The sequence below is a fragment of the Paractinoplanes hotanensis genome (genome assembly GCF_023717965.1).
In the GTDB taxonomy this organism is placed as follows: domain Bacteria; phylum Actinomycetota; class Actinomycetes; order Mycobacteriales; family Micromonosporaceae; genus Actinoplanes; species Actinoplanes polyasparticus.
Map to the genome: position 1 here is coordinate 1 of NZ_JAMQOL010000052.1, position 19,536 is coordinate 19,536.

Genomic DNA, 19,536 nt, shown 5'->3' on the forward strand with positions numbered 1-19,536 from the left:
TCGGTTGGTGAACTGATCATTGAGGCAACGCACAGGAACCACACCCGCAGCCGTCAACCTTGACTCTTTGGCAACGCCGCATGCGGCTTGATCGAGTGCATTGTTCTCGGCAAATCCGTGCACGCGATCATCGCAGTCCCATAACGGATAGTGACTGGACTGTCGGGCCGTCCGACCCGTGTGATCGATGTGCGGTCGACCCGTTCGACCGGCGGTCCCGGGCGGCTTTTGCGTCACGCTGATGACGGCCGGCGGGCGGTGCAGTGCACGGGCAGCGACGCCGCCGGTCGTGTGATCCATGTGTGATCGACGGTTCTGGCGTGGGTCAATAGTACCCAGCACTCGCTAACAGCAAGTCAGCACCAGGATCACCATAAGACAACACAGAAACGTACAGAACGATCGGGTAAATCATGAGGTAACACCCATGGCAGCTGACTCTCTCTCCGCTGGTTGTGTCAGTTCATGCTGGCGAGGACCGCTCAGTGCCAGCCTGCGCTGAGTCGTGAGGCGGTCGAGCCCGTTGCGGGCTCGGCTCATATGTCGGCGAGGTCCGCAGAGGTGGTAGAGCGCACGCGGTCGTTGGCGCGGGGGCTGCGGCGCTGGGACACCACCAGCCTGGCTGATCGATGTACTCCGATCGGGTGATGCGTGTGACCGTACTGTAGGAAACGATCCTTTTGAGAGGAGTAGCCATCGTGGATGCCGGTTCGCTGGCGGGAGCAGTGCTCCCGTATCTCACGGCCACCGTGGCCGCTTACGGACGCGCCGTCGTAGAGCAGGTCACATCGTCGGCCGACGATGCCGCAGCCGACCGCTCGGTACGACTGGGGCGTCGGCTCCTCGGTCGACTGCTGACCTCGGCCCGAACGGCGCAGGTACAGGAGGCCGTTACCGAACTTGGTGAGCACCCTGACGACGACTCCGGCGCGGATCTACTGCGGGCTCAGGTACGTAAGGCGCTGACCGACGACGCCCAACTGCACCATGACATAACCGACATCCTCGCCGGGCAGGGGCAGGGCAGCCCGAGCAAATACACCGTGAACATCACCGGCGCGCACGGCGTCCAGATCGGCGACAGCAACGTTCAGCACAACACGTTCGGTTAAGCCAGGGACGACTCAGTGACCGACGGCGTGGCTGGACGCGACTTCTTCATCTCCTTCGCCGGCGTCAACCGGGGCTGGGCGGAATGGATCGCCGTCGAGCTCGAGCGCGCGAACTACACGACCGTGGTGCAGACGTTCGACTTCCGGCCCGGCACGAACTTCGTGCACCGCATGCAGGAGGCCGCCGCTACGGCGCATCGAACAATTGCCGTGCTGTCGCCCGCCTACCTCACCTCCGAGTTCGGAGAGGCCGAATGGGGCGCGGCATTCGTGCGTGACCCGACCGGCGAGAAACGACTGTTGCTTCCCGTCCTGGTTCAGGCTTGCAAGCCGCCCGGCCTTCTCGCCAGCCGAGTCTGGGTGGACCTGGTGGGCGTCGACGAGGATGTCGCTCGCCGCCGGCTCCTCGCGGCAGCGGACGAGAACCGTGCCCGGCAGAAAACCGCTGCCTTCCCCGGCGCGCGGACGGACTCCGGCAGGTTTCCCGGCCTCGGCCCCGCAATCTCCAACCTTGCGAGCCGGAGCGCCGCCTTCTCCGGCCGCAAGGACGATCTCCTGCGGCTTTACTCGGCCCTGCGTGCCGAGCCCGCGCCGCCTGCCGTCGCCGTGCATGGACTCGGCGGGGTGGGAAAATCCGAATTGGTCCGGGAATACGCCCACCGCTACGCCAGTGACTACGGACTCATCTGGTGGATCGACGCCGAGCAGGTGACCTCTATCTGGGCCGGTCTCGCCGCCCTGGCCCGCCGACTCGGGATAGCCGACGGGGCCGACCAGGCCGAGACGGCGACGAGGCTTTTCGACGAGCTGCGGGGCCGAAGCGACTGGCTATTGATCTACGACAACGCCCAGTCTCTGGAGGACCTGAGAGCACTGCTTTCAACCGGCGCCGGCGATGTATTAATCACCTCCCGCTCGCCCACCTGGTCGCCGCGGGCGGTAGCCCTCCCGCTGGACGTATGGACCCGAGCCGAATCGGTCGACTTCCTGCACCACCGAACCGGTGCCGACGCCGACCGCGCGGGGCTCCTCGCCCAGATCGCCGACCTGGTGGGCGACCTGCCGCTCGCGCTGGAGGAGGCGGCGACGTTTCTCGACGAAACCGGCTCTGGTCTCGAGCACTACCGTGACCTGCTGCGGGAGCAAGCACGGGAGCTGTTCGGCCTGGCGCCGGTGTCGGCCGAGGACGAGGCGGATGCCAACCATCAGCGCGTGGCGACCGTGTGGGCGGTATCGCTGGATCAGGTCCGCCAGCAGGAGCCGGCCGCCGAGGAGTTGCTGAGTCTTCTCGCGTACCTCGAGCCGGCGGTGCCGCGCAACCTTCCCGTCACCGCGCCCGGCATCCTGCCCGATCAACTGGCGACCGTAGCGGCGAAGTCCCTGGCGTATGACCGGCTCATCGGGGCGCTCCGTCGATTCTCGCTAATCGCGGCCGGCCCGCATGAGCTGAAGCTACACAGGCTCGTGCAGGCCCAGATCAGGGCACGTCTCACCGCCGAGGCTGAGACCGAGTGGGCCAGCACGGCGACCGCCCTGCTGCGGCACGCGTTCCCGGACGGCGCCCCGGCCGCCGAACGGGGACCGTTCCTTGCTCAGCTGATCACCGCGACTGGTCACGCGCGCCGGCTGAAGACGGCGGGGCTGGACAGCGCCTGGCTACTCGTCCGTGGCGCGGCCTACCTATGCGAGCAGGGGTTGTACCGGCAGGCCAGGTCGCTCGCCGAGCAGGCCGCGGAAAGCCTGGCCGAGAACCGCACCAACCATTTCGAACTGGCCGACCGGCACGCGGAGCTCGGCCGCCTCCTTGTCGACCTCGACGAGATGCTCTCGGCCGGTTACCAGTACAGGCTGGCGTTGCGGGCCGCCGAGGAGGCCTTTGGCCCCGACGATCCTCATGTCGCGGCGCGGCTCGACGACGTCGGCAACACCGCCCGGCTGCTGAACGATCTGACGGAGTCAGCCATGCACTTCGAGCGGGCCCTGCGGATCGAGGCCACCGCCCGACGACATGCTGCCCTGGCCGGCGCCGTGCAGTCACTAGGCCGTTACGAGGACGCCCGAGCCCATTGGGAGAATGCCGTGGAGATCAGTGCAGCGGCGGATCCGGAAGGGCTCGAGACCGGCCGAATGCGAAACGGTCTCGGCAATGTACTGCTGGAAATGGGCGATACGACCACCGCCTCCCGGGAGTTCGAGCGCTCCCTGCACATCGTGGAAGTCCTGCTCGGGCCGGAACACCCCGAGGTAGCGGAGCTGCACAACAACCTCGGCAGCGCGCTGCAGGCCCTCGGCGACTACCCCGCGGCTCGCGAACACGCGGAGCTCGCGCTCGCCATCAGCCGGGAAGCGCTGGGCCCGAGCGCACCGGACGTGGGGATCCGGCTGAACAACCTCGCCAATGTGCTGCGCGCGCAAGGCGACCTGAAGGGAGCCCAGACGGCGCTTGAGAATGCGCTTCGAATTGGGCTGACCGAGCTGGGACCGAACCACCCGGCACTGGCCCTGTGGCACTACAACCTCGGCCGGGTCCGCGGCGACATGGGTGAACAGGCGGAGGCGCAGCGGAATTTTGCCGTCGCTCTGCGGATCAGCGAAACGGCCCTGGGCCGGGAACACCCGCAGACTCGCGCCATCCGGGCCGCGCTGAACGAACAAAACGGACGAGAATCGAAGGAGGCGGACGATGAGTGATCAGTCCACGGCGGTGCTCGCCTACCTCAACGAGCACCGGCAGCAGCTGCGCCAGTCCGAGACGCAGAGATCTGTCCTGACCAACTATCTGCTGGCCATCACGGCCGGGCTCAGCGGATTCATCGTCCAGCAGCAATTCGCCCGGGGCACGCTGGCGGTAGCGCTGCTCATCGTCGGCCTGGGTTGTACGGCGCGCTGTCCACGGCCAAGTACCACGAGCGAGCCGAATACCACCTCACCCAAGCCCGGGCGCTGACCCAGACCCTAAAAAGCCTCGCCGTGCTCACCGACGACCCAAACCTTGATCCTGCCCGAGACCGGCACTATCGGAAGTATCCGGTCCTGCACCGGATACGGCTGCATTGGTTGTGGACCGGCCTCCACCTCGCCGTGGCCGCTTACGGGATCGCCCTCACGACGCTCATCCTGGTGAAATGAACGGGCGGGGAGCCAGGCCATGCTCACGATCACTCGCGGGAAGATCCGGAACGGGTTCGCGGCCAGACCGGAGTCGACAGGGTGAACGCGCGGGCTCGATGAGCGCGCGCTTCCTGCCGGGCCAGCGCCTGCTCGTCGGCCCCCTCGGCCAGCTGCGGGGCGACGTGGGCGAGGATGCGTTCACCGACCCGGCGCAGCTGGTAGGCCGGTAGCCGGTCGGCCAGCTCGATCAGGGTGGTGGTGGCCTCGTGCGTCACCCGGCCGTCGTCGGCCGGGCCGGACTCGCCGAGCTCGGTCAGTTCGGCCTTGACGGTGTCGGACGCGGCGGCGATGACGATGGCCTGACGGGTGTCGACTCGGCCGTCGAGCAGCGCCTGTTCCAGCTCGGGATGGCGGGCCAGGACGGCGGCGCGCTCGGTCAGCTCGCGAGCCGGGCCGGGATCGAGAAGCAGGTGGGAGCGCAGCCAGCCGGTGGTGTTGCGGTGCCCGTGCCGGGCGGGCAGCTTGCGGACGACAGCCTGCTGCACCAGCCGTGCCTGCAACGCCGCGGCCGCCTGCTCCAGCCGATGCGCCATGCGCAGGGTGTCGATGACGTCGTCGTCGTTCAGCGGCCACAGCGAGGCCGCGGCGAGTTTCGCCACGTCCTCACCGACCTGCACCTCTTCCAACATGCAGCCATATTCGAACACACGTACGACATTTTCGCTTCCGCCGACCGGCCGCCTCACATGAAGCAACTGCGGCGTATCGCCGGTCTGTCGATGGTGGAACGCGGAGTTCCCCTTGCCCGCCCTCGCCGTCGTGGATCCACACATGGTGGTGTGCTGTGCCCTGTGCGCCGTCACTTGTGTTGCGTGCTGGGCATGCGTTGTGTGTCAGGGAATCGAACCCCCGCGCCTGCCCCCGGCGCGCCAGGCGTGAGCCGGATTACCCGCCGGCTCTCGGGTTCGTGCGCGCCTCCACGTCGGCTACCTGCTCCGCGTTCGTCAGTCGAGCAGGTCGACCTCCCAGTTCGTCCGCTGGATCGTCGTGTCGACCTCGCGGATCTGCCGGGCCAGGTCGTCGGCCCGGCGACGGATCTCGGCCACCGGAAGCGCGGGGATCATCCTCAGCTCCGAGCGCAGCTGCCGGTATCCGCGCTGGCCCTCGCCGGACGCGGCGTCGGCAGCCGCGCTGATGATGCTGTGCCGCAGGCGCAGGACGTCGCGACGGGCGAGCGCGTCGGTCAGCGTGCCGCCGTCGACCGGGGTGGCGGCGTTGGTGCGGTTGATCCGGCGGATCAGCGACTCGAGCTGGTCGAGCACCTCGCCCGCCTCGGTCAGCAGGGACGCGGCGTCCTCGGCGGGCGTCTCGCCTTCCTGATAGCGGGCGCTGCCCGTGATGCGGGAGCGGAGCTGTTCGGCGCGGCGCGACGCATCTGCGCGCAGCGCGAGAGCCTCGGCAAGTTTCATGGAAGCAGTATGGCGGCCCAAGATCGGGGCCGCCTCCGATAATTCAGCAGGCGCCGGGCCAGTACGGCAACGCGGCCGGGCGCAGGCGCTCAGTCGGCGGCGTTGTCGCTCCACAGCGCGGTCAAGGCGTAGGAAAGCACGTGCAGGGCCAGGCGCTGGCCGGGCTCGTCATAGGTCAGGCCGAGCTGGCGGGCCCGGGCGAGCCGGGCCAGAACCGTATTGCGGTGTACGCCGAGATGCTGCGACGCCTGGCTGAGCGACCCGCCCGCATCGAGCACGGCGAGCACCGTCTGCACCAGCGCGGCCCGGTCCTTGGCGGCCATCAGCTCCTCCAGGCACAGGTCGGCCACCTGGGCGATCTCGGTGGTGGGCAGCCAGGCCAGGGCCGCGTTCGCGCCCACCTGGTCGAACCACTGCACCGCGCCCGGCCCGCCCTCGCGGGCCACGTGCGCGGCGAGCCGGGCCTCGGCCACCGAGCGCATCAGGCCGGCCACCCCGGCGTGGGCCCGGCCGACCCCGATCACCAGCCGGTGGGCGACCGCCGAGTCGCGGAACCCGGCCAGGGCGCGGCGCAGCGCCACCACGTCGTCCGGGTCGGCGCCGCTGTGCCACGAGATCCAGCCGTCGCCCTCGGCCACCAGCGGCCAGGTCGAATGGCCGCGCTGCCACGAGGCGCGGATCAGGTAGGTGATCTCGGGCGGGGGTTCGCCGGACGGGCGCAGCGGCGCCAGCCAGACCGCCCGGTTGGCCTCGCCCACCTGCCAGCCGAGTTCGCTGGTCCAGGCCGGAACCTCGATGCCGGCCTGCTCACCGGCCGGCGGCGGCGCGGACGGCAGCCGGCGCAGCAGGCCGAACGCTGCCTGCTCGTGGGCGGCCCGGGTGGCGGCGTCGAGGCGGCTCTGCGCCCACGCCGCCTGCAGCGACGGCCGGGCCAGCCGGAGCAACGACTCCACCTGTTCGACCGAGGCCGGGCCGGACACGGGGACCGCGGCCACCAGGCGGGCGGCCGACCGCTCCCCCGGCGCGTGCACCTCGACCTCGATCTGGCGTACCTGCGGCCGTTCGGTCAGCGCCGCGCTCTGCCCGGCGATCACCACCCCGCCGATCACCAGGGCGACCGGCACCTGCTGCAGCTCGCGGTTGAGCACCCCGAGCACGCCGCGGATGCCGGTCTGCTCGGCCAGCAGCTCGGCCAGCCGGGCCTGGCGCAGCGCGCGGGCCGCGGCCGGCGCACTGACCTGCCCGGCCAGCTGCAGGGCGACGTCGACCGGGTCGTCGTCGATGAGGATCAGCGACATGTGGAGGCGCTCGGCCAGCGCGACGCTGGAGCCGCCGGCCACGGAGCGTGCGACGACCACCGCCGACAGGTTGCGTTCCCAGGCCAGGTGCAGGGCGGCGGCCAGCGACCAGCCGCCCGTGGCCGCCTCGTTGTGCAGCACGACCAGCACGTGCGGGGTGCAGCGCCGCAGCCGGTCGAACGTCTCGGCCAACACCACCTGCTCGACCGTGCGGGACGCGTCGGCCACGTGCGGCTCGGCGGCGGCCAGCGGCTGGATGCGGGCCAGCTCACCGAGCGTGATGGGCAGCGTCGAAGTACGTCTCATCGGAGCCTCGACAAAGAAGCGCGCCCCAACAGAACAGCGCGGCCCGGCAAAGCAGCGCGGCCCGGCAAAGCAGCGCGGCCCGGCAAAGAGGCAATCATCGGCGCCTCGGGTGGGCCAGGGGGATGCCGTGCGAGCCCATGCCGACCATCTCCATGCCCCGGGGCGAGTACCAGACCGCGTCGGCCGGGGTCGCCAGCACGTCGACCAGGTCGCCCGGCTCGAGGCTGTCCAGCGTGGCCAGCACCCCCCGGGAGACGTCGAGCAGGCTGATCAGGTCGGGGGCGCCGGCGACCAGCGCGCCGTCGGCGAAGACCGCCACGATCTCGCTGCGCAGCTCGATGCGCAGCTGCCGGCCGAGCCCGCCGGTCTCCTCGACGACCAGGCTGGAGGGGTGGGCCGGGATGGTGACGTCGCTGGGCCGGCTCAGGTGCTCGAGCTCGGCGATGCGGCCGCGGGCCAGCCGGCGGCAACCGGTGATCGTGCCGAGCCGGGTGACCAGCACGTCGGGGTCGGTGCGGTCGAGCAGCAGCCGCCCCACGTTGGCGATCCGCGACACGGTGCCGGGCAGGGCGGCGCGGCGCAGGACGCCGGCGGTGGTCGGGTACGCGGCCAGGGCCGCCCAGCCGCCGACGGTGTCCACGTTCGCCCGCAGCATCCGGTCGGCGCGCGGCCCGGACGGCACCTCGACCAGCACGCTCTCGCCGGTCGGACCGACCGCGGCCAGCGGCGTCGGGGACACCCCGGACAGGTGCATCGCGGTGTGGTGGATCAGGGCGAACGTCCGGCCCATGCCGTCCGCGTCGAGCAGCGGGACGCGCAGCTGGGCCGCGGCCACCACGGCGACCAGCGCGCTGATCGTGGCGGCGGCCAGCGGATAGACGGCGCCGAACGAGACCCGCTGCAGCCGCTCGATCTGCCGGACCGCCATCTCGAACTCGTCGCCCGCCGGCGGCAGGTCGGCCATCGCCGAGCCGGAGCCCAGCACGCACACCGACACGCACGGCGTCTCCGGGGGAACGGCTTCGACGCGCAGCAGCGGCACCGCGCCGTTGCGGTCGAGCAGACCGGCCAGCCACGACGTGATCGACGAGCGGTTGGCGTCGCCGACCGCGGGCGAGTAGAACTTGGCCCCCTCGTACAGGGCGGGCACGTCCTCGGCGGTGATCGACGCGCTCGCGCCGATGTAGCCGGGCTGCCCGGTCACCGGGACTTCACCGGCCGGCCAGCGACGTGTCCGGCGAGCCGGCGACCCGCACCCGGATGCGGATCGTGCCCGACGGGCTGTAGGGCACGGCCACCGTGGAGACCTCGGCCACGCGCGTGGAGCCGGGGGCGGCGCCGTTGGCCATCACCATCGCGGTAGCTCTTTCCTCGGCGTCGCGGCGGACGTGGTCGAGCTCGGCCGCCGACTCGATGAAGGCAACCTCGTCGAGCCAGGAGGCGGGCTGGCTGATCGCGGCCCCGACGCAGGCCAGCACGTGTGGCGGCGCCTCGGGCCGGATCACCGGGACGTCGGCCCCGCCGGGATAGGAGTCCGGCGGCGCCCCGGTCAGCACCGCCATCGGCACCACCAGTTCGGTGCCGATGCCCACGGGCACGTCCGGGCGCACTACGGCCAGGCCGTGCCGCACCTCGCCGGCCACCGGGCGGCCGTCGCGCGACAGCAGCACCCGGCAGTCGTCGAGCCCGGCGAGGTGAGCGGCGCCGCACAGCTCCAGCGCCTCGGTGGCGCCGAACGCCACGACCGGGGTGACCCGGATGCGCGAGGGCGTGCTGTAGCCACCGTCGCCCCGGGCCACGCGCAGCTCGAGCGATCCGGGCAGGCGGGCCAGCGTACGTTCGCAGCGGTCGAGTACCCGCTCGGTGAGCGCGGTCAGGGCGCTGTCGATCACCACCGTGGCCTCCCGGGCCACCAGTCCCTGGCCGCCGTAGTCGCTGGCCACCGAGACGTGCGCGCCGGGGACGGCGGCCAGGATCGCGTCGGCCACCTCGCGCTCGTGCGCCGGGCGGGCCTGCGAGCCGGCCGCGACGATCGCCACGTGCCGGATGCCGGTGCCGGCCAGTTCCTCGCAGAGCAGGGCCAACCCGTCCCCGTCGAGCGGGGTCAGCTCGTTGCCGAGCAGGTCGTGCCCGCCGGCCACGGTCCAGCGGCGGGCGATCCGCCGCTCGACCAGTTCGGCCGGCGAGCGGGCCAGGGCCGGGTCGGTGGCCGCGCGCGGCACGATCCGGACGGCAGCCACCGGCGGAACTTCGGCCTCGGTACGCACGAGGGTGTCCAGCAGCAGCGGGGCGAGGTCGACGGTGACCGCGCCGGCGCCGCCGGGAGCGGCGCGCAACGCCACCCCGACAGCCGCCGCGATCACGCCCTCCAGATCGGCGCGGGCCGGCGCGACCGGCTCCACCGGCAGAACCGTCGCGCCGTGCACCACCGCGGCGTGGGCCCGGTGCGGGCGCAGAGTGACCCCGATGTGGGCGACATCATCGCCCTGAGCAGGCATTTGATGATCGTACAAGGGCCCTCCGGCGGATCACGTGGGAGCGAGGCGAGGTCCAGGTGGTGGCTGGCGGCGCCTGGGCCACGCCGCAGCGCCGCGTGATCCGCCGGAGGGCCCTTGTGGTCAGCGGCTACGTTTTCGCAGCCAGCGGTCCATGGTCACGGCGAACAGGATCAGCAGGCCCTGGAGAACCTGCTGGTAGATCGTGTCCCAGCCGAGCAGGTTGAAGCCGTTGCCGATCAGCGTGAGCAGCAGCGCGCCGACGAGGGCCCGCCAGACCGCGCCCTCGCCGCCGAGGATGCTGGTGCCGCCGACCACGGCGGCCGCGATCGCGGTCAGCTCCATGCCGGTCGCCATCGTCGACTGGGCCGAGCCGGCCCGGGAGGCCAGGATGAGCCCGGCCAGCGCCGAGCACACACCGCTGATCATGAAGGCGGTGACGTGGATCGAGCCGACCCGGATGCCGGACAAGCGGGCCGCCTCGGCGTTGCCGCCCACCGCGTACAGCCGGCGGCCGAACGTCGTGCGGGAGACCACGACGGCCAGGATCGCCACCACCACGACGAACATGATCGTGGCTGAGGTCAGCCCGAACAGGGACGGCCACGTGAGCATGCCGAAGTTCTCGGCCGACGCGGTCAGCGGATAGACGATCGCGCCGCCGGTCACCATGACGGCCAGGCCGCGGTAGACCAGGCTGGTGGCCAGCGTGCCGACGAACGAGTTGACGCCGCTGCGCACCACGACCGTGCCGGTGACGAAGCCGAGCAGCGCGCCCGCCACGACGGCCGCGGCGAACCCGACGTACACGTCGGTGACCCGGCCGACCTGGACGCCGATGATCGCCGAGAGGGCGAGCGTGGCGCTGGCCGTCAAATCGAAGACGCCACTGATGATGCAGATGGTGGCGCCCGTGGCCAGCAGGCCCAGCACCGCCGTCTGGTCGAGCAGGTTGACCAAATTACCGCTGGTCAGGAACGTGTCGGTGCTGAGCGACAGCGCGATCACGATGATGACGAGGGCGGCCACGATGCCGTAGTCGCGCATCCGGAAGGCGAGGCGCGACATGTTGTTGCCCGCGGACGGCGAGGGCGCTGCGGCGGTCTGTGGCGTGGTGTCGACGCTCAACTGGGTTCTCCTTCGTGCGAACCGAACGCGGCGGCGATGACGACCTCCGGAGTGGTGCCGCGCGGATACTCGCCGACCGGCTCGCCGTGCCGCAGCACGAGCACCCGGTGCGAGAGCGCGAGCAGTTCCTCGATCTCGGACGACACGCACACGACGGCCATGCCCTCGGCGGCCAGCCCGGTGATCAGGTGGTGGATCTGGGTCTTGGCGGCGACGTCCACGCCGCGGGTGGGCTCGTCGATGAGCAGCACCTTGGGGTTGCGCAGCAGCCACTTGGCGAACAGCGCCTTCTGCTGGTTGCCGCCGGACAGCGTCTCGATGGCGGCCTCGGGATTGGCCGCCCGGATGTCGACCGACTTGCTGATCTCGCCGACCGCGGTCTTCTCCGCCGGGCGTTTCACGAACGGCCCGGAGCGCCGCCCGGACAGCGACGAGAGGGCCACGTTCTCGGCGATCGAGCGCTGCATGACCAGTCCCTGCTCCTTGCGGGACTCGGGCACCATCGCGACGCCGGCGGCCATCGCGGCCCTCGGCGTGTGCTGGGCCAGCCGTACGCCGTCGACCTCGACGACGCCCTCGACCGGCCGGTCGGCCCCGAACAGCAGCCGCAAGGTTTCCGTACGCCCGCTGCCGACCAGGCCGGCGATGCCGAGGATCTCTCCCGAGCGCACCTCCAGGCCGACGCCGTTGACCAGGCCCCGGCGCAGCCCGCGGGCGGCCAGCACCACCGGCGAGCCGTCGGGCACCGGCTGCGGGTCGGGGTAGAGCACGTCGATCTCGCGGCCGACCATGTGCCCGACCAGTTCCCGCGGCGAGGTCTCGGAAGCCGTCACGGTACGGATGAGCGCGCCGTCGCGCAGCACGGTGATCCGGTCGGCGACCGACAGCACCTCCTCCAGGAAGTGCGAGACCAGGATGATGGTGGTGCCGCCCGCGGCAAGTTTGCGGATGAGCGCGAGCAGGTTCTCCTTCTCGTGCTCGGCCAGCACGGCGGTCGGCTCGTCCATGGCGATGACCCGGGCGCCCCGGGCCAGCGAGCGCAGGATCTCGACCTGCTGCTGCACACCGATCGGCAGCCGGTCGACCCGCTCGTCCGGGTCCACCGCGAAGCCGGTCGTCTCGAGCAGCGCGGCCAGCCGCTTGCGGTCGGAGCGGGCGCTGACCAGGCCGCCCCGGTGCGACCAGCGGGCCAGGAACACGTTGTCCAGCACCGACAGCGCCGGCACCAGGGCACCCTCCTGCGAGATCAGGCTGATGCCGTGGGCGATCGAGTCGCGCGGACTGCCCAGGCTGACCTGCTCGCCGTCGAAGCTCAGCGTCCCGGCGTCCGCCTTGATCGCCCCGCCCAGGATCTTCAGCAGCGTGCTCTTGCCGGCGCCGTTCTCGCCGACCAGGCCGTGCACCTCGCCCGGCGCGATGTCCAGGTCGATGTCGTGCAGCACGGTGACGCCGCTGTAGCTCTTGCCGACGCCGCGCACCGCGATCGACGGCGCTTTCTGACTGCTCATCTGGCCTCCTCAAGACGAAAGGCGCCGGGGAGGCTCCCCGGCGCCGTCCGCCGTCAGTCCGAGTAGTCCGCCGTCTTGCCGGCCAGCTTGTCCTTGGTGCCGAGACAGGCGTAGTCGGTCAGGGTCGTGCACGCGTCGGTCGCCTCGGGGACGCTCTCGCCGCGGGCCTTCTTGATGCCGAGTTCGGCCGCCTTGGCGCCCTGGGCCTTCTCCGGCATCGCGTACGTGCCGTACCAGGTGCCCTTGGCCACGAAGTCGTAGGCCTGCTGCGAGCCGCCGTTGCCGACAAAGGTGATCTTCTTGCCGGCTGCCAGCGGGGTCGCGCCCTGCAGCGCCTGGGACGAGCCGATCACCACGTTGACGTCCGGGTGAGCCTGCAACAGGTTCTGCATGGCGCCGCGGCCGCTGTCCGGGGTGTAACCGCCGACGAAGTTCGAGATGACCTCGGCGGCGCCGCCGGCCTTGAGCGCCTTGACCGCGGCGTCGGTGCGGGCGGTGTCCAGCGGGTAGTTGGCGAAGCCCTGGAAGTAGGCCACCTTGCAGGCGGCGTCGGTGACCGTCTTGCAGCCCTCGAGCGCCATCTTGGCCAGACCGTCGCCGTTGACCGTGGGCGGGTCGATGATGTTGACGGTGCCGGGCACCTGCGGCTCGATGGTGTCGTACTTGCCGCCGACCGGGGTGAACTCGATGACCACGGTGATGCCGGCGGCGACCGCCTGCTTGACCGGGTTGACCATCGCCGTGCCGTCGTTGGCCTGCACGATGACCACGTCGTAGCGCTTGGACGTCACCGCGTCCTGCAGCTGGTTGACCTGGGTCGGCCCGTCGAAGTTGGAGTCGAGGAAGGTGGCCTCGGCGTTGTTGGCGTTCGCGTACTCCTGCACGCCGGCCCAGGTGGCCTGGGCGAACGAGTTCGCCTTGGCGAACCCGAAGAAGCCGATGCTGAGCTTCTTGTCGGCCGGGGCGACGGAGGCCGCGCTCCCCGCCGCGTTGTCGTTGTTGTTGGGGTTGCTGCAGGCGGTCAGGGCCGCCACGGCGGCCAGGCCGACGGCGAGGGGTCGGGCGATTCGTATCACTGGTGCTCCTCTAGTTCTGCGAAAGAAGCTCGACGAGCTCGAAAACTCCGCCAACGAGCGGCTCGTCGTCGTTTTTGTCCAGCAGTGCGAAGAGCCCCTCGGACAAAGAGGCTCGCCACGGGTCGTCGACCCAGTTGCGGTAGTCCGCGGCCGAGTCCCAGTCGGCGATGACCAGGTGGGTCGCGGGGCTGTCGTCAACGGATCGCAACAGTTCGGCGGCACGGCACCCGGGGAACGCCCGGGCCCGCTCCAGGATCCGTTGATCCGCGTAGAAGGCTTCCAGCTCGCCACCGAGGCCGGCGGCGGCTTGAAGACTGAGGACGCTGCGAATCATCGGTACCCCCGTTGTCTCGGGTGGTTGGAGTGGGCAAATGCTGACGGTGGCCGTTCCGCCACGGATGTGCGCCCAGCACAGCGGCGGCGGGCGGCGCTGTGCAGGGCCGCCCGACGGCCCGTTCACCGGACGCGACGCCCTCACCAGCGCCGATTGACACCTCAGAAACCGCTGTGACAGGTTCGGGGCCTCGCCGCGCCAACCGGCGATCACCATCAGCTGACCACCCGCCCGCCGGACAACGGGCCTCTTCTCGTCAGCTGTCACTCCCGCTCGGCGAAATCAGCTGTCACTCCCACCCTGGAAACAGCGGCGTCGCCGTGTGCGCGGGAAAAGGCGAAAGGCGATCTCACGATGACCAGCAACAGCCGCGTCGCGATCGACGTCGGCGGCACCTTCACCGACGTCGTCGAACTCAACCCGGCGACCGGCGAGATCCGATTCGGGAAGGTGCCGACCACGCCGTCGCAACCCACCGCGGGCGTCCTGGACGCCTTCGGCACGACCGAGGCGCCGATGGCCGAGGTCAGCATGTTCACCCACGGCACCACGCTCGGGCTCAACGCCCTGCTCACCCGCACCGGCGCCCGCACGGCGGTGATCGGCACGGCCGGCTTCCGCGACGTCTATCTGCTCGGGCGCACCGACCGGCGAACCAACTACGACATCACGTACAAGAAGCCGCCGTCGCTGGTCGAGCGGTACGACACGTTCGAGGTGCCCGAGCGCAGCCTCTTCGACGGCTCGGTGCACCGGCCGCTGGACGAGGAAGCCGCGCGTACGGTCGCCGCGACGATCGCCGAGCGGGGCTACGACTCGGTCGCGGTGGCGTTCCTCCACTCGTACGCCAACCCGGCCCACGAATCCCGGATGCGGGAGATCCTGGCCGAGGTCGCGCCGGATGTGGTCGTGACCGTCTCGCACGAGCTGTCCCGCGAGTACCGCGAGTACGAGCGCACCAGCACCGCCGTGCTCGACGCCTACGTCAAGCCGATCGTGCGGCGCTACCTTTCGCGGCTGGAGGACGAGCTGGCCGAGGGCGGGTTCGAGGGGCGCTTTCTGATGACCCGTTCCGGCGGCGGCGCGATGACCGCCAGCTCGGCCCGCGAGCAACCGGTCAGCCTCATCCTGTCCGGCCCGGCCGGCGGCGTCATCGGCGCCACCGCGTTCGGCGAGCTGATCGGCCAGCCCAACCTGATCACCATCGACATGGGCGGCACCAGCCTGGACGCGTCGCTGGTGATCGACGGCGAGCCGGTGCTGCACCAGGGGGCCGAGTTCGAGAACCTGCCGATCAACACGCCGTCGCTCTACATCCACACCATCGGCGCCGGCGGCGGTTCGATCGCCTGGCTCGACGACGCGGGCGCGCTGCAGGTCGGCCCGCAGAGCGCCGGCGCCGACCCCGGCCCGGCCTCGTACGGCAGGGGCGGCACCCAGCCCACCTTCACCGACGCCGCGCTCGCGGTCGGCTACATGGGCACGACGGCGGCGCTCGGCGGCCGGCTCAGCCTGGACGACCGGCTCGCCGTGGGCGCTCTCGAACCCCTCGCCGAGAAACTCGAGATGACACCCCTCGGCCTGGCCCGGGGCATGATCCGCATCTCGACTACGAAGATCATGGGCGCCGTCCGGGCCATCACGGTCGAGGTCGGCCGCGACCCCAAGGACTTCGCTCTGCTCTCGTTCGGCGGCGGTGGCGGCCTGGTCGCCGTCGACGTGGCCCACGAGCTGGGCATCCCCACCGTCATCGTGCCGCCCGGGCAGGGCGCGTTCTCGGCGTTCGGCATGCTCTTCGCCGACGTGCAGCACGACTTCGCCCGTACGGCGGTGACCCCGCTGGCCGAGCTCGACACGCCGGCCGTGGCCGCGAGCTACGACGAGATGGCGGCCGAGGCGTCCGCGGCGCTGGCCGCGGAGGGCTTCGCGCCGGACAAGCAGGTGCTGACCCGCAGCGTCGACGTGCGCTATGCCGGTCAGGAGCACACCGTCACGGTCCCGGTTCCCGGCGGTGCGACCGGTGTCGCGGCAGGTCTCGCGGCCGTCGTCGAGCGCGAGTTCACCGAGCTCCACGAGCGGCAGTACGGCCACGTCATGGAGGACCCGATCGAGATCACCACGCTCCGGCTGCGCGCCTCGGGTCAGGTCGACAAGCCCACGCTGCCCAAGCTGGGCGTACGGGAATCCGGCCCGGCCGAGCCCGAGGGCCACCGCGACGTGTACGTCTCGGCCGATCAGCCGGCCGTGCCGTACGCGCTCTACACCCGCGAGGAGCTGCTGGCCGGCGACGAGATCGCCGGTCCGGCCGTGATCCACGAACACACCGCGACCACCGTGATCCACGCCGGCGACCAGCTGCGCGTCGGGGCGCACGGCGAAATGGTCATCACCGTCCAGGGGGCTGCCTCATGAGTACCGCCGTCGATTCGATCACCATCGAGGTCATCCGGCACGGCCTGCTGGCCGCGGCCGAGGAGATGGCCCGCAACCTGTGCCGGACGGCCTACAACACGGTCGTCTACGAGATTCACGACTACGGCATCGGGATCCACGACGCGAACGGCGACGTGGTGGCCGACGCGCCCGGCATCGCCGTCTTCACCCGCGGCAACGACCACGGCATCAAGCGGGCCGTGGAGTTCCTGGGCCGGGACAAGCTGCGGCCGGGCGACGTGATCCTGCTGAACTATCCGTACTGGTCGTCCGCCCACACGCTCGACCCGCTGGTGTTCGCGCCGGTGCACAGCGCGGACGGCGAGCTGATCGGCTTCACCTCGTGCCGGATCCACGTGCTCGACCTGAAGCAGAAGGACCCCGGCTACGTCCTCGACTCGACCGACATGTACCAGGAGGGCATCTTCTTCACCGCGGCCAAGCTGTACCGCGAGGGGGAGATGAACGAGGACATCTTCAACGTCGTCAAGTTCAACAGCCGGCTGCCCGAGCGCACCATCGGCGACCTCCAGGCGCAGGTCTCGGCCTGTTTCTCGGGCGTACGGCGTACGCAGGAGATCGCGGCCAAGTACGGCGCCGACACCCTGACCGAGGCGATGGCCGCGATCAACGACCACGGCGAGCGGCTGGCCCGGATCGCCCTGGCCAAGCTGCCCAAGGGCACCTGGACGGCGCACGACTTCGTCGACCAGGACGGCGTCGACCTCGACCGCATGATCAAGATGAACGTCACCGTGACCGTGACCGACGACGAGATGATCGTCGACTGGACCGGCAGCGACAAGGACGTGCGCGGCCCGATCAACCTGCCCGTGGGCCAGACCGAGGCGTTCTGCAGCCTCATCTTCAAGTCGCTGACCACGCCCGAAACCCCGGTCGTGGCCGGCAACTTCCGGCCGCTGCGCGTGATCACCGAGCCCGGCTCGGTCATGCACGCCGTACCCCCGATGCCGACCTTCACCCTGTGGACCGGCCTGCTCGGCGGCGAGGTGGTGCTCAAGGCCCTCGCCCAGGGCATGCCCGACCTGGTGCCGGCCTGCTCGGGCGGCGACGTCTGCTCGATGATGGGGCTGGGCGTGAACCCGCGCAACGGCGAGGCGTGGCTGGAGGCGACGAACGAGGCGGTCGGCTTCGGCGGGCACGCCCACGGCGACGGCGCGGACGGGATCATGCACATCTCCGAGCCGGGCTGCCGCAACAACCCGGTCGAGGTGCTCGAGACCAAGTCGCCGATGTTCATCGAGTCGTACGGGTACCGGCCCGACACCGGCGGCGCCGGGCGCAACCGGGGCGGCGTCGGCGTGCAGCGGTCGTACCGGTTCACGGCCCCCTCGACCGGCATCTGCATCGTCTACAAGACCAAGACCAAGCCGTGGTCGATCGACGGCGGGGCCGAGGGCGACAACAACCACATCGTGCTCAACCCGGGCACCGACCGCGAGAAGGTCACCGGCGGCAGCTACAACCTGCTCGACACGGGCGAGGTGTTGGTCAACAACACCGGCGGCGGTGGCGGCTACGGCAACCCGTTCGACCGCGACCCGGCGAAGGTGGCGGCCGACGTCCGCAACGGCTTCGTCTCCGTGGCGGCCGCGCTCGCGTCCTACGGCGTGACGGTGGACCCGGTCACGTTCGAGGCATCCCGGTGACTTCGCTGTCGATCGTCAACGCCACCATCTTCGACGGGGTCTCGGACGACCTCAGCGAGGGCGCTGTGCACGTCGTCGACGGCCGGATCACGGCCGTCGGCGGCGCGCCGCAGCAGGCGGACAGGACCATCGACGCCCGGGGCAGGACTGTGCTCCCCGGCCTCATCGATGCGCATTGTCACGCGTACGGAATCGGTCTCGACATGCTCGAGATCGAGTCGCGCCCGCTGAGCTACGTCGCGCTGGTGGCCGCTCGGCGCTTGCGAGCGGCGTTGTCCCGCGGCTTCACCACCATTCGCGACCCGTCGGGCGGCGACGCGGGACTGGATCGGGCGATCCGTGAGGGGCTGCTGCCCTCGCCACGCTATCTGTGGACCGGCGCTGCGCTGAGCCAGACCGGCGGGCACGGCGATTTCCGGGCGGCCGACTCCGACGTGTGCGGTTGCAACACGCACACGTGCGAGGTCGTCGACGGGGTGGACAACCTGCGGGTGGCCGTGCGCGAACGGCTGCGCCGCGGCGCCCACGCCATCAAGATCATGGCGTCCGGTGGCGTGGTGTCGCTGACCGACCCCATCCGCATCCCGCAGTACTCGCCGGAGGAGATCCGGGCGGTCACCTCGGAGGCGGCGCGGCGCGGCAGCTACGTGGCGGCGCACGCCTACTCCGCCGAGTCGATCCGGCACGCCATCGACAACGGCGTCCGCACGATCGAGCACGGCAACCTGCTCGACGCCCCGACGGCCGCCGCGATGGCCTCGGCCGGCGCGTTCCTGGTGCCGACGCTGGCCGCCTACGACGCCATGGACCGCCGCGGCGCCGCGCTGGGCATGGCCGCTGTGTCCCGCGCGAAGAACCGCGAGGTCCTGGACGCCGGACGGCAGGCGGTGGTGCTCGCCCGGGAAGCCGGCGTCCAGGTCGGCTTCGGCACCGACCTGATGGGCGTCCTGGAGGACGAGCAGCTCAACGGGCTGCGCCTGCAGGTCGAGGTGGACGGCGCGCTGACCGCGCTCAAGTCGGCCACCTCGGTCAACGCCGCGCTGCTCGGCCGGGACGATCTCGGCCGGGTGGCGCCGGGCGCGGTGGCCGACCTGCTCATCCTCGACGGCGACCCGCTCGCTTCGCCCTCCGTCCTGTGGGCGGGTGAGCGGACCGTGGTGCAGAACGGCGTGGTCGTCAGCGGCTCTTCTTCTGAATAGCCTTGACCAGCTCGTCCTTCTTCATCGTGGAGCGGCCGGTGATGTCGAGCTTCTTCGCCACCTTGAGCAGGTGATCCTTGCTCGCGTTGGCGTCGACGCCGCCGGCCGTCTTCGCCTTGGTGCCCCGTCCGCCGGCCGCCTTCTTGTCGCTGGGGCCCTTCTTCGCCTTGGGCTCCCAGTGGTCGCCCACCTTCTCGAAGGAGTGCTTGACGGCGGACAGCGCGGTGCGGTGCGCCCGCTCCCCCTCGCCGTACTCCTTCACGGCCGAGTCGTGCGCCTTGACGTACGTGTCCTGGGCCTTCTTCGGCGACCGCTTCAGCGTGCCCGGCAGATCCTTGCGAGCCGGCATGACAACCTCCTGATCTCGGCTTCTCCCCTGTTTTCCCACGGGCGATCA

The 19,536-nt window shown here is 70.8% G+C and carries 16 protein-coding genes; 6 read left to right on the forward strand and 10 right to left on the reverse strand.

Features of this window, described 5'->3' with window-relative positions:
- Positions 1 to 698 precede the first annotated feature (698 nt).
- Genes LXN57_RS34975 through LXN57_RS34985 form a run of 3 tightly spaced genes read left to right on the forward strand, consistent with a single transcriptional unit; the run spans position 699 to position 4,059 of the window.
- A complete protein-coding gene (locus LXN57_RS34975; protein WP_251802516.1) occupies positions 699 to 1,112 on the forward strand; it encodes an RIP homotypic interaction motif-containing protein in 414 nt (137 codons plus the stop codon).
- 15 nt (positions 1,113 to 1,127) lie between these two features.
- Positions 1,128 to 3,803 (forward strand): FxSxx-COOH system tetratricopeptide repeat protein, encoded by a 2,676-nt coding sequence (gene fxsT / locus LXN57_RS34980; RefSeq protein ID WP_251802517.1) that lies wholly within the window; start codon positions 1,128 to 1,130, stop codon positions 3,801 to 3,803.
- Positions 3,796 to 4,059 carry a hypothetical protein gene (locus tag LXN57_RS34985; protein WP_251802518.1) on the forward strand — a complete coding sequence of 88 codons (264 nt, stop codon included), beginning with the start codon at positions 3,796 to 3,798 and terminating at the stop codon, positions 4,057 to 4,059. Before fxsT ends, LXN57_RS34985 begins: the two co-directional genes overlap by 8 nt.
- Positions 4,060 to 4,270: 211 nt before the next feature.
- On the opposite strand, the gene LXN57_RS34990 is transcribed toward LXN57_RS34985, so the two are convergent.
- The 9 genes from LXN57_RS34990 to LXN57_RS35030 all read right to left on the reverse strand — a co-directional run bounded on the left by LXN57_RS34990 (position 4,271) and on the right by LXN57_RS35030 (position 13,837).
- Positions 4,271 to 4,912 carry a hypothetical protein gene (locus LXN57_RS34990; RefSeq protein WP_251802519.1) on the reverse strand — a complete coding sequence of 214 codons (642 nt, stop codon included), beginning with the start codon at positions 4,910 to 4,912 and terminating at the stop codon, positions 4,271 to 4,273.
- 315 nt (positions 4,913 to 5,227) lie between these two features.
- Complete coding sequence (locus tag LXN57_RS34995) at positions 5,228 to 5,692, reverse strand: DIP1984 family protein (RefSeq protein ID WP_251802520.1); 465 nt, start codon at positions 5,690 to 5,692, stop codon at positions 5,228 to 5,230.
- Positions 5,693 to 5,781: 89 nt separating this feature from the next.
- Positions 5,782 to 7,296, reverse strand: a complete 1,515-nt coding sequence (locus tag LXN57_RS35000) for a PucR family transcriptional regulator (protein WP_251802521.1) — start codon at positions 7,294 to 7,296, stop codon at positions 5,782 to 5,784.
- A gap of 94 nt (positions 7,297 to 7,390) precedes the next feature.
- Complete coding sequence (locus tag LXN57_RS35005) at positions 7,391 to 8,500, reverse strand: DUF917 domain-containing protein (protein WP_251802522.1); 1,110 nt, start codon at positions 8,498 to 8,500, stop codon at positions 7,391 to 7,393.
- Positions 8,501 to 8,507: 7 nt separating this feature from the next.
- On the reverse strand, positions 8,508 to 9,794 hold the full coding sequence (locus LXN57_RS35010; protein ID WP_251802523.1) for a hydantoinase/oxoprolinase N-terminal domain-containing protein: 1,287 nt from the start codon (positions 9,792 to 9,794) through the stop codon (positions 8,508 to 8,510).
- A gap of 120 nt (positions 9,795 to 9,914) precedes the next feature.
- Positions 9,915 to 10,919: an ABC transporter permease gene (locus LXN57_RS35015; RefSeq protein WP_251802524.1), complete on the reverse strand. Its 1,005-nt coding sequence runs from the start codon at positions 10,917 to 10,919 to the stop codon at positions 9,915 to 9,917.
- Positions 10,916 to 12,427: a sugar ABC transporter ATP-binding protein gene (locus tag LXN57_RS35020; protein ID WP_251802525.1), complete on the reverse strand. Its 1,512-nt coding sequence runs from the start codon at positions 12,425 to 12,427 to the stop codon at positions 10,916 to 10,918. Before LXN57_RS35020 ends, LXN57_RS35015 begins: the two co-directional genes overlap by 4 nt.
- A gap of 53 nt (positions 12,428 to 12,480) precedes the next feature.
- Entirely contained in the window at positions 12,481 to 13,503 is a 1,023-nt protein-coding gene (locus tag LXN57_RS35025; RefSeq protein WP_251802526.1) for a sugar ABC transporter substrate-binding protein, read from the reverse strand.
- Positions 13,504 to 13,513: 10 nt separating this feature from the next.
- Positions 13,514 to 13,837, reverse strand: coding sequence for an antibiotic biosynthesis monooxygenase family protein (locus LXN57_RS35030; RefSeq protein ID WP_251802527.1), 324 nt, complete (start codon positions 13,835 to 13,837; stop codon positions 13,514 to 13,516).
- Between the two features lie 354 nt (positions 13,838 to 14,191).
- On the opposite strand from LXN57_RS35030, the gene LXN57_RS35035 reads away from it, so the two are divergent.
- Genes LXN57_RS35035 through LXN57_RS35045 form a run of 3 tightly spaced genes read left to right on the forward strand, consistent with a single transcriptional unit; the run spans position 14,192 to position 19,139 of the window.
- A complete protein-coding gene (locus tag LXN57_RS35035; protein WP_251802528.1) occupies positions 14,192 to 16,249 on the forward strand; it encodes a hydantoinase/oxoprolinase family protein in 2,058 nt (685 codons plus the stop codon).
- Positions 16,246 to 17,940 (forward strand): hydantoinase B/oxoprolinase family protein, encoded by a 1,695-nt coding sequence (locus LXN57_RS35040; protein WP_251802529.1) that lies wholly within the window; start codon positions 16,246 to 16,248, stop codon positions 17,938 to 17,940. Before LXN57_RS35035 ends, LXN57_RS35040 begins: the two co-directional genes overlap by 4 nt.
- Positions 17,937 to 19,139 (forward strand): metal-dependent hydrolase family protein, encoded by a 1,203-nt coding sequence (locus tag LXN57_RS35045; protein WP_251802530.1) that lies wholly within the window; start codon positions 17,937 to 17,939, stop codon positions 19,137 to 19,139. Before LXN57_RS35040 ends, LXN57_RS35045 begins: the two co-directional genes overlap by 4 nt.
- Here LXN57_RS35045 and LXN57_RS35050 read toward each other — a convergent pair.
- The gene (locus LXN57_RS35050; RefSeq protein ID WP_251802531.1) at positions 19,117 to 19,488 is read right to left on the reverse strand and encodes a ChaB family protein; all 372 of its coding nucleotides are present in this window, start codon (positions 19,486 to 19,488) and stop codon (positions 19,117 to 19,119) included. The two genes, LXN57_RS35045 and LXN57_RS35050, sit on opposite strands and share 23 nt — an antisense overlap.
- Positions 19,489 to 19,536: the final 48 nt, after the last annotated feature.

Excerpts from the sequence above, each read along its gene's own strand:
- LXN57_RS34985 (WP_251802518.1), top strand. The coding sequence starts at position 3,796 with ATGAGTGATCAGTCCACGGCGGTGCTCGCCTACCTCAACGAGCACCGG.
- LXN57_RS34990 (WP_251802519.1), bottom strand. The coding sequence starts at position 4,912 with ATGTTGGAAGAGGTGCAGGTCGGTGAGGACGTGGCGAAACTCGCCGCG.
- LXN57_RS34995 (WP_251802520.1), bottom strand. The coding sequence starts at position 5,692 with ATGAAACTTGCCGAGGCTCTCGCGCTGCGCGCAGATGCGTCGCGCCGC.
- LXN57_RS35000 (WP_251802521.1), bottom strand. The coding sequence starts at position 7,296 with ATGAGACGTACTTCGACGCTGCCCATCACGCTCGGTGAGCTGGCCCGC.
- LXN57_RS35010 (WP_251802523.1), bottom strand. The coding sequence starts at position 9,794 with ATGCCTGCTCAGGGCGATGATGTCGCCCACATCGGGGTCACTCTGCGC.
- LXN57_RS35020 (WP_251802525.1), bottom strand. The coding sequence starts at position 12,427 with ATGAGCAGTCAGAAAGCGCCGTCGATCGCGGTGCGCGGCGTCGGCAAG.
- LXN57_RS35030 (WP_251802527.1), bottom strand. The coding sequence starts at position 13,837 with ATGATTCGCAGCGTCCTCAGTCTTCAAGCCGCCGCCGGCCTCGGTGGC.
- LXN57_RS35035 (WP_251802528.1), top strand. The coding sequence starts at position 14,192 with ATGACCAGCAACAGCCGCGTCGCGATCGACGTCGGCGGCACCTTCACC.
- LXN57_RS35040 (WP_251802529.1), top strand. The coding sequence starts at position 16,246 with ATGAGTACCGCCGTCGATTCGATCACCATCGAGGTCATCCGGCACGGC.
- LXN57_RS35050 (WP_251802531.1), bottom strand. The coding sequence starts at position 19,488 with ATGCCGGCTCGCAAGGATCTGCCGGGCACGCTGAAGCGGTCGCCGAAG.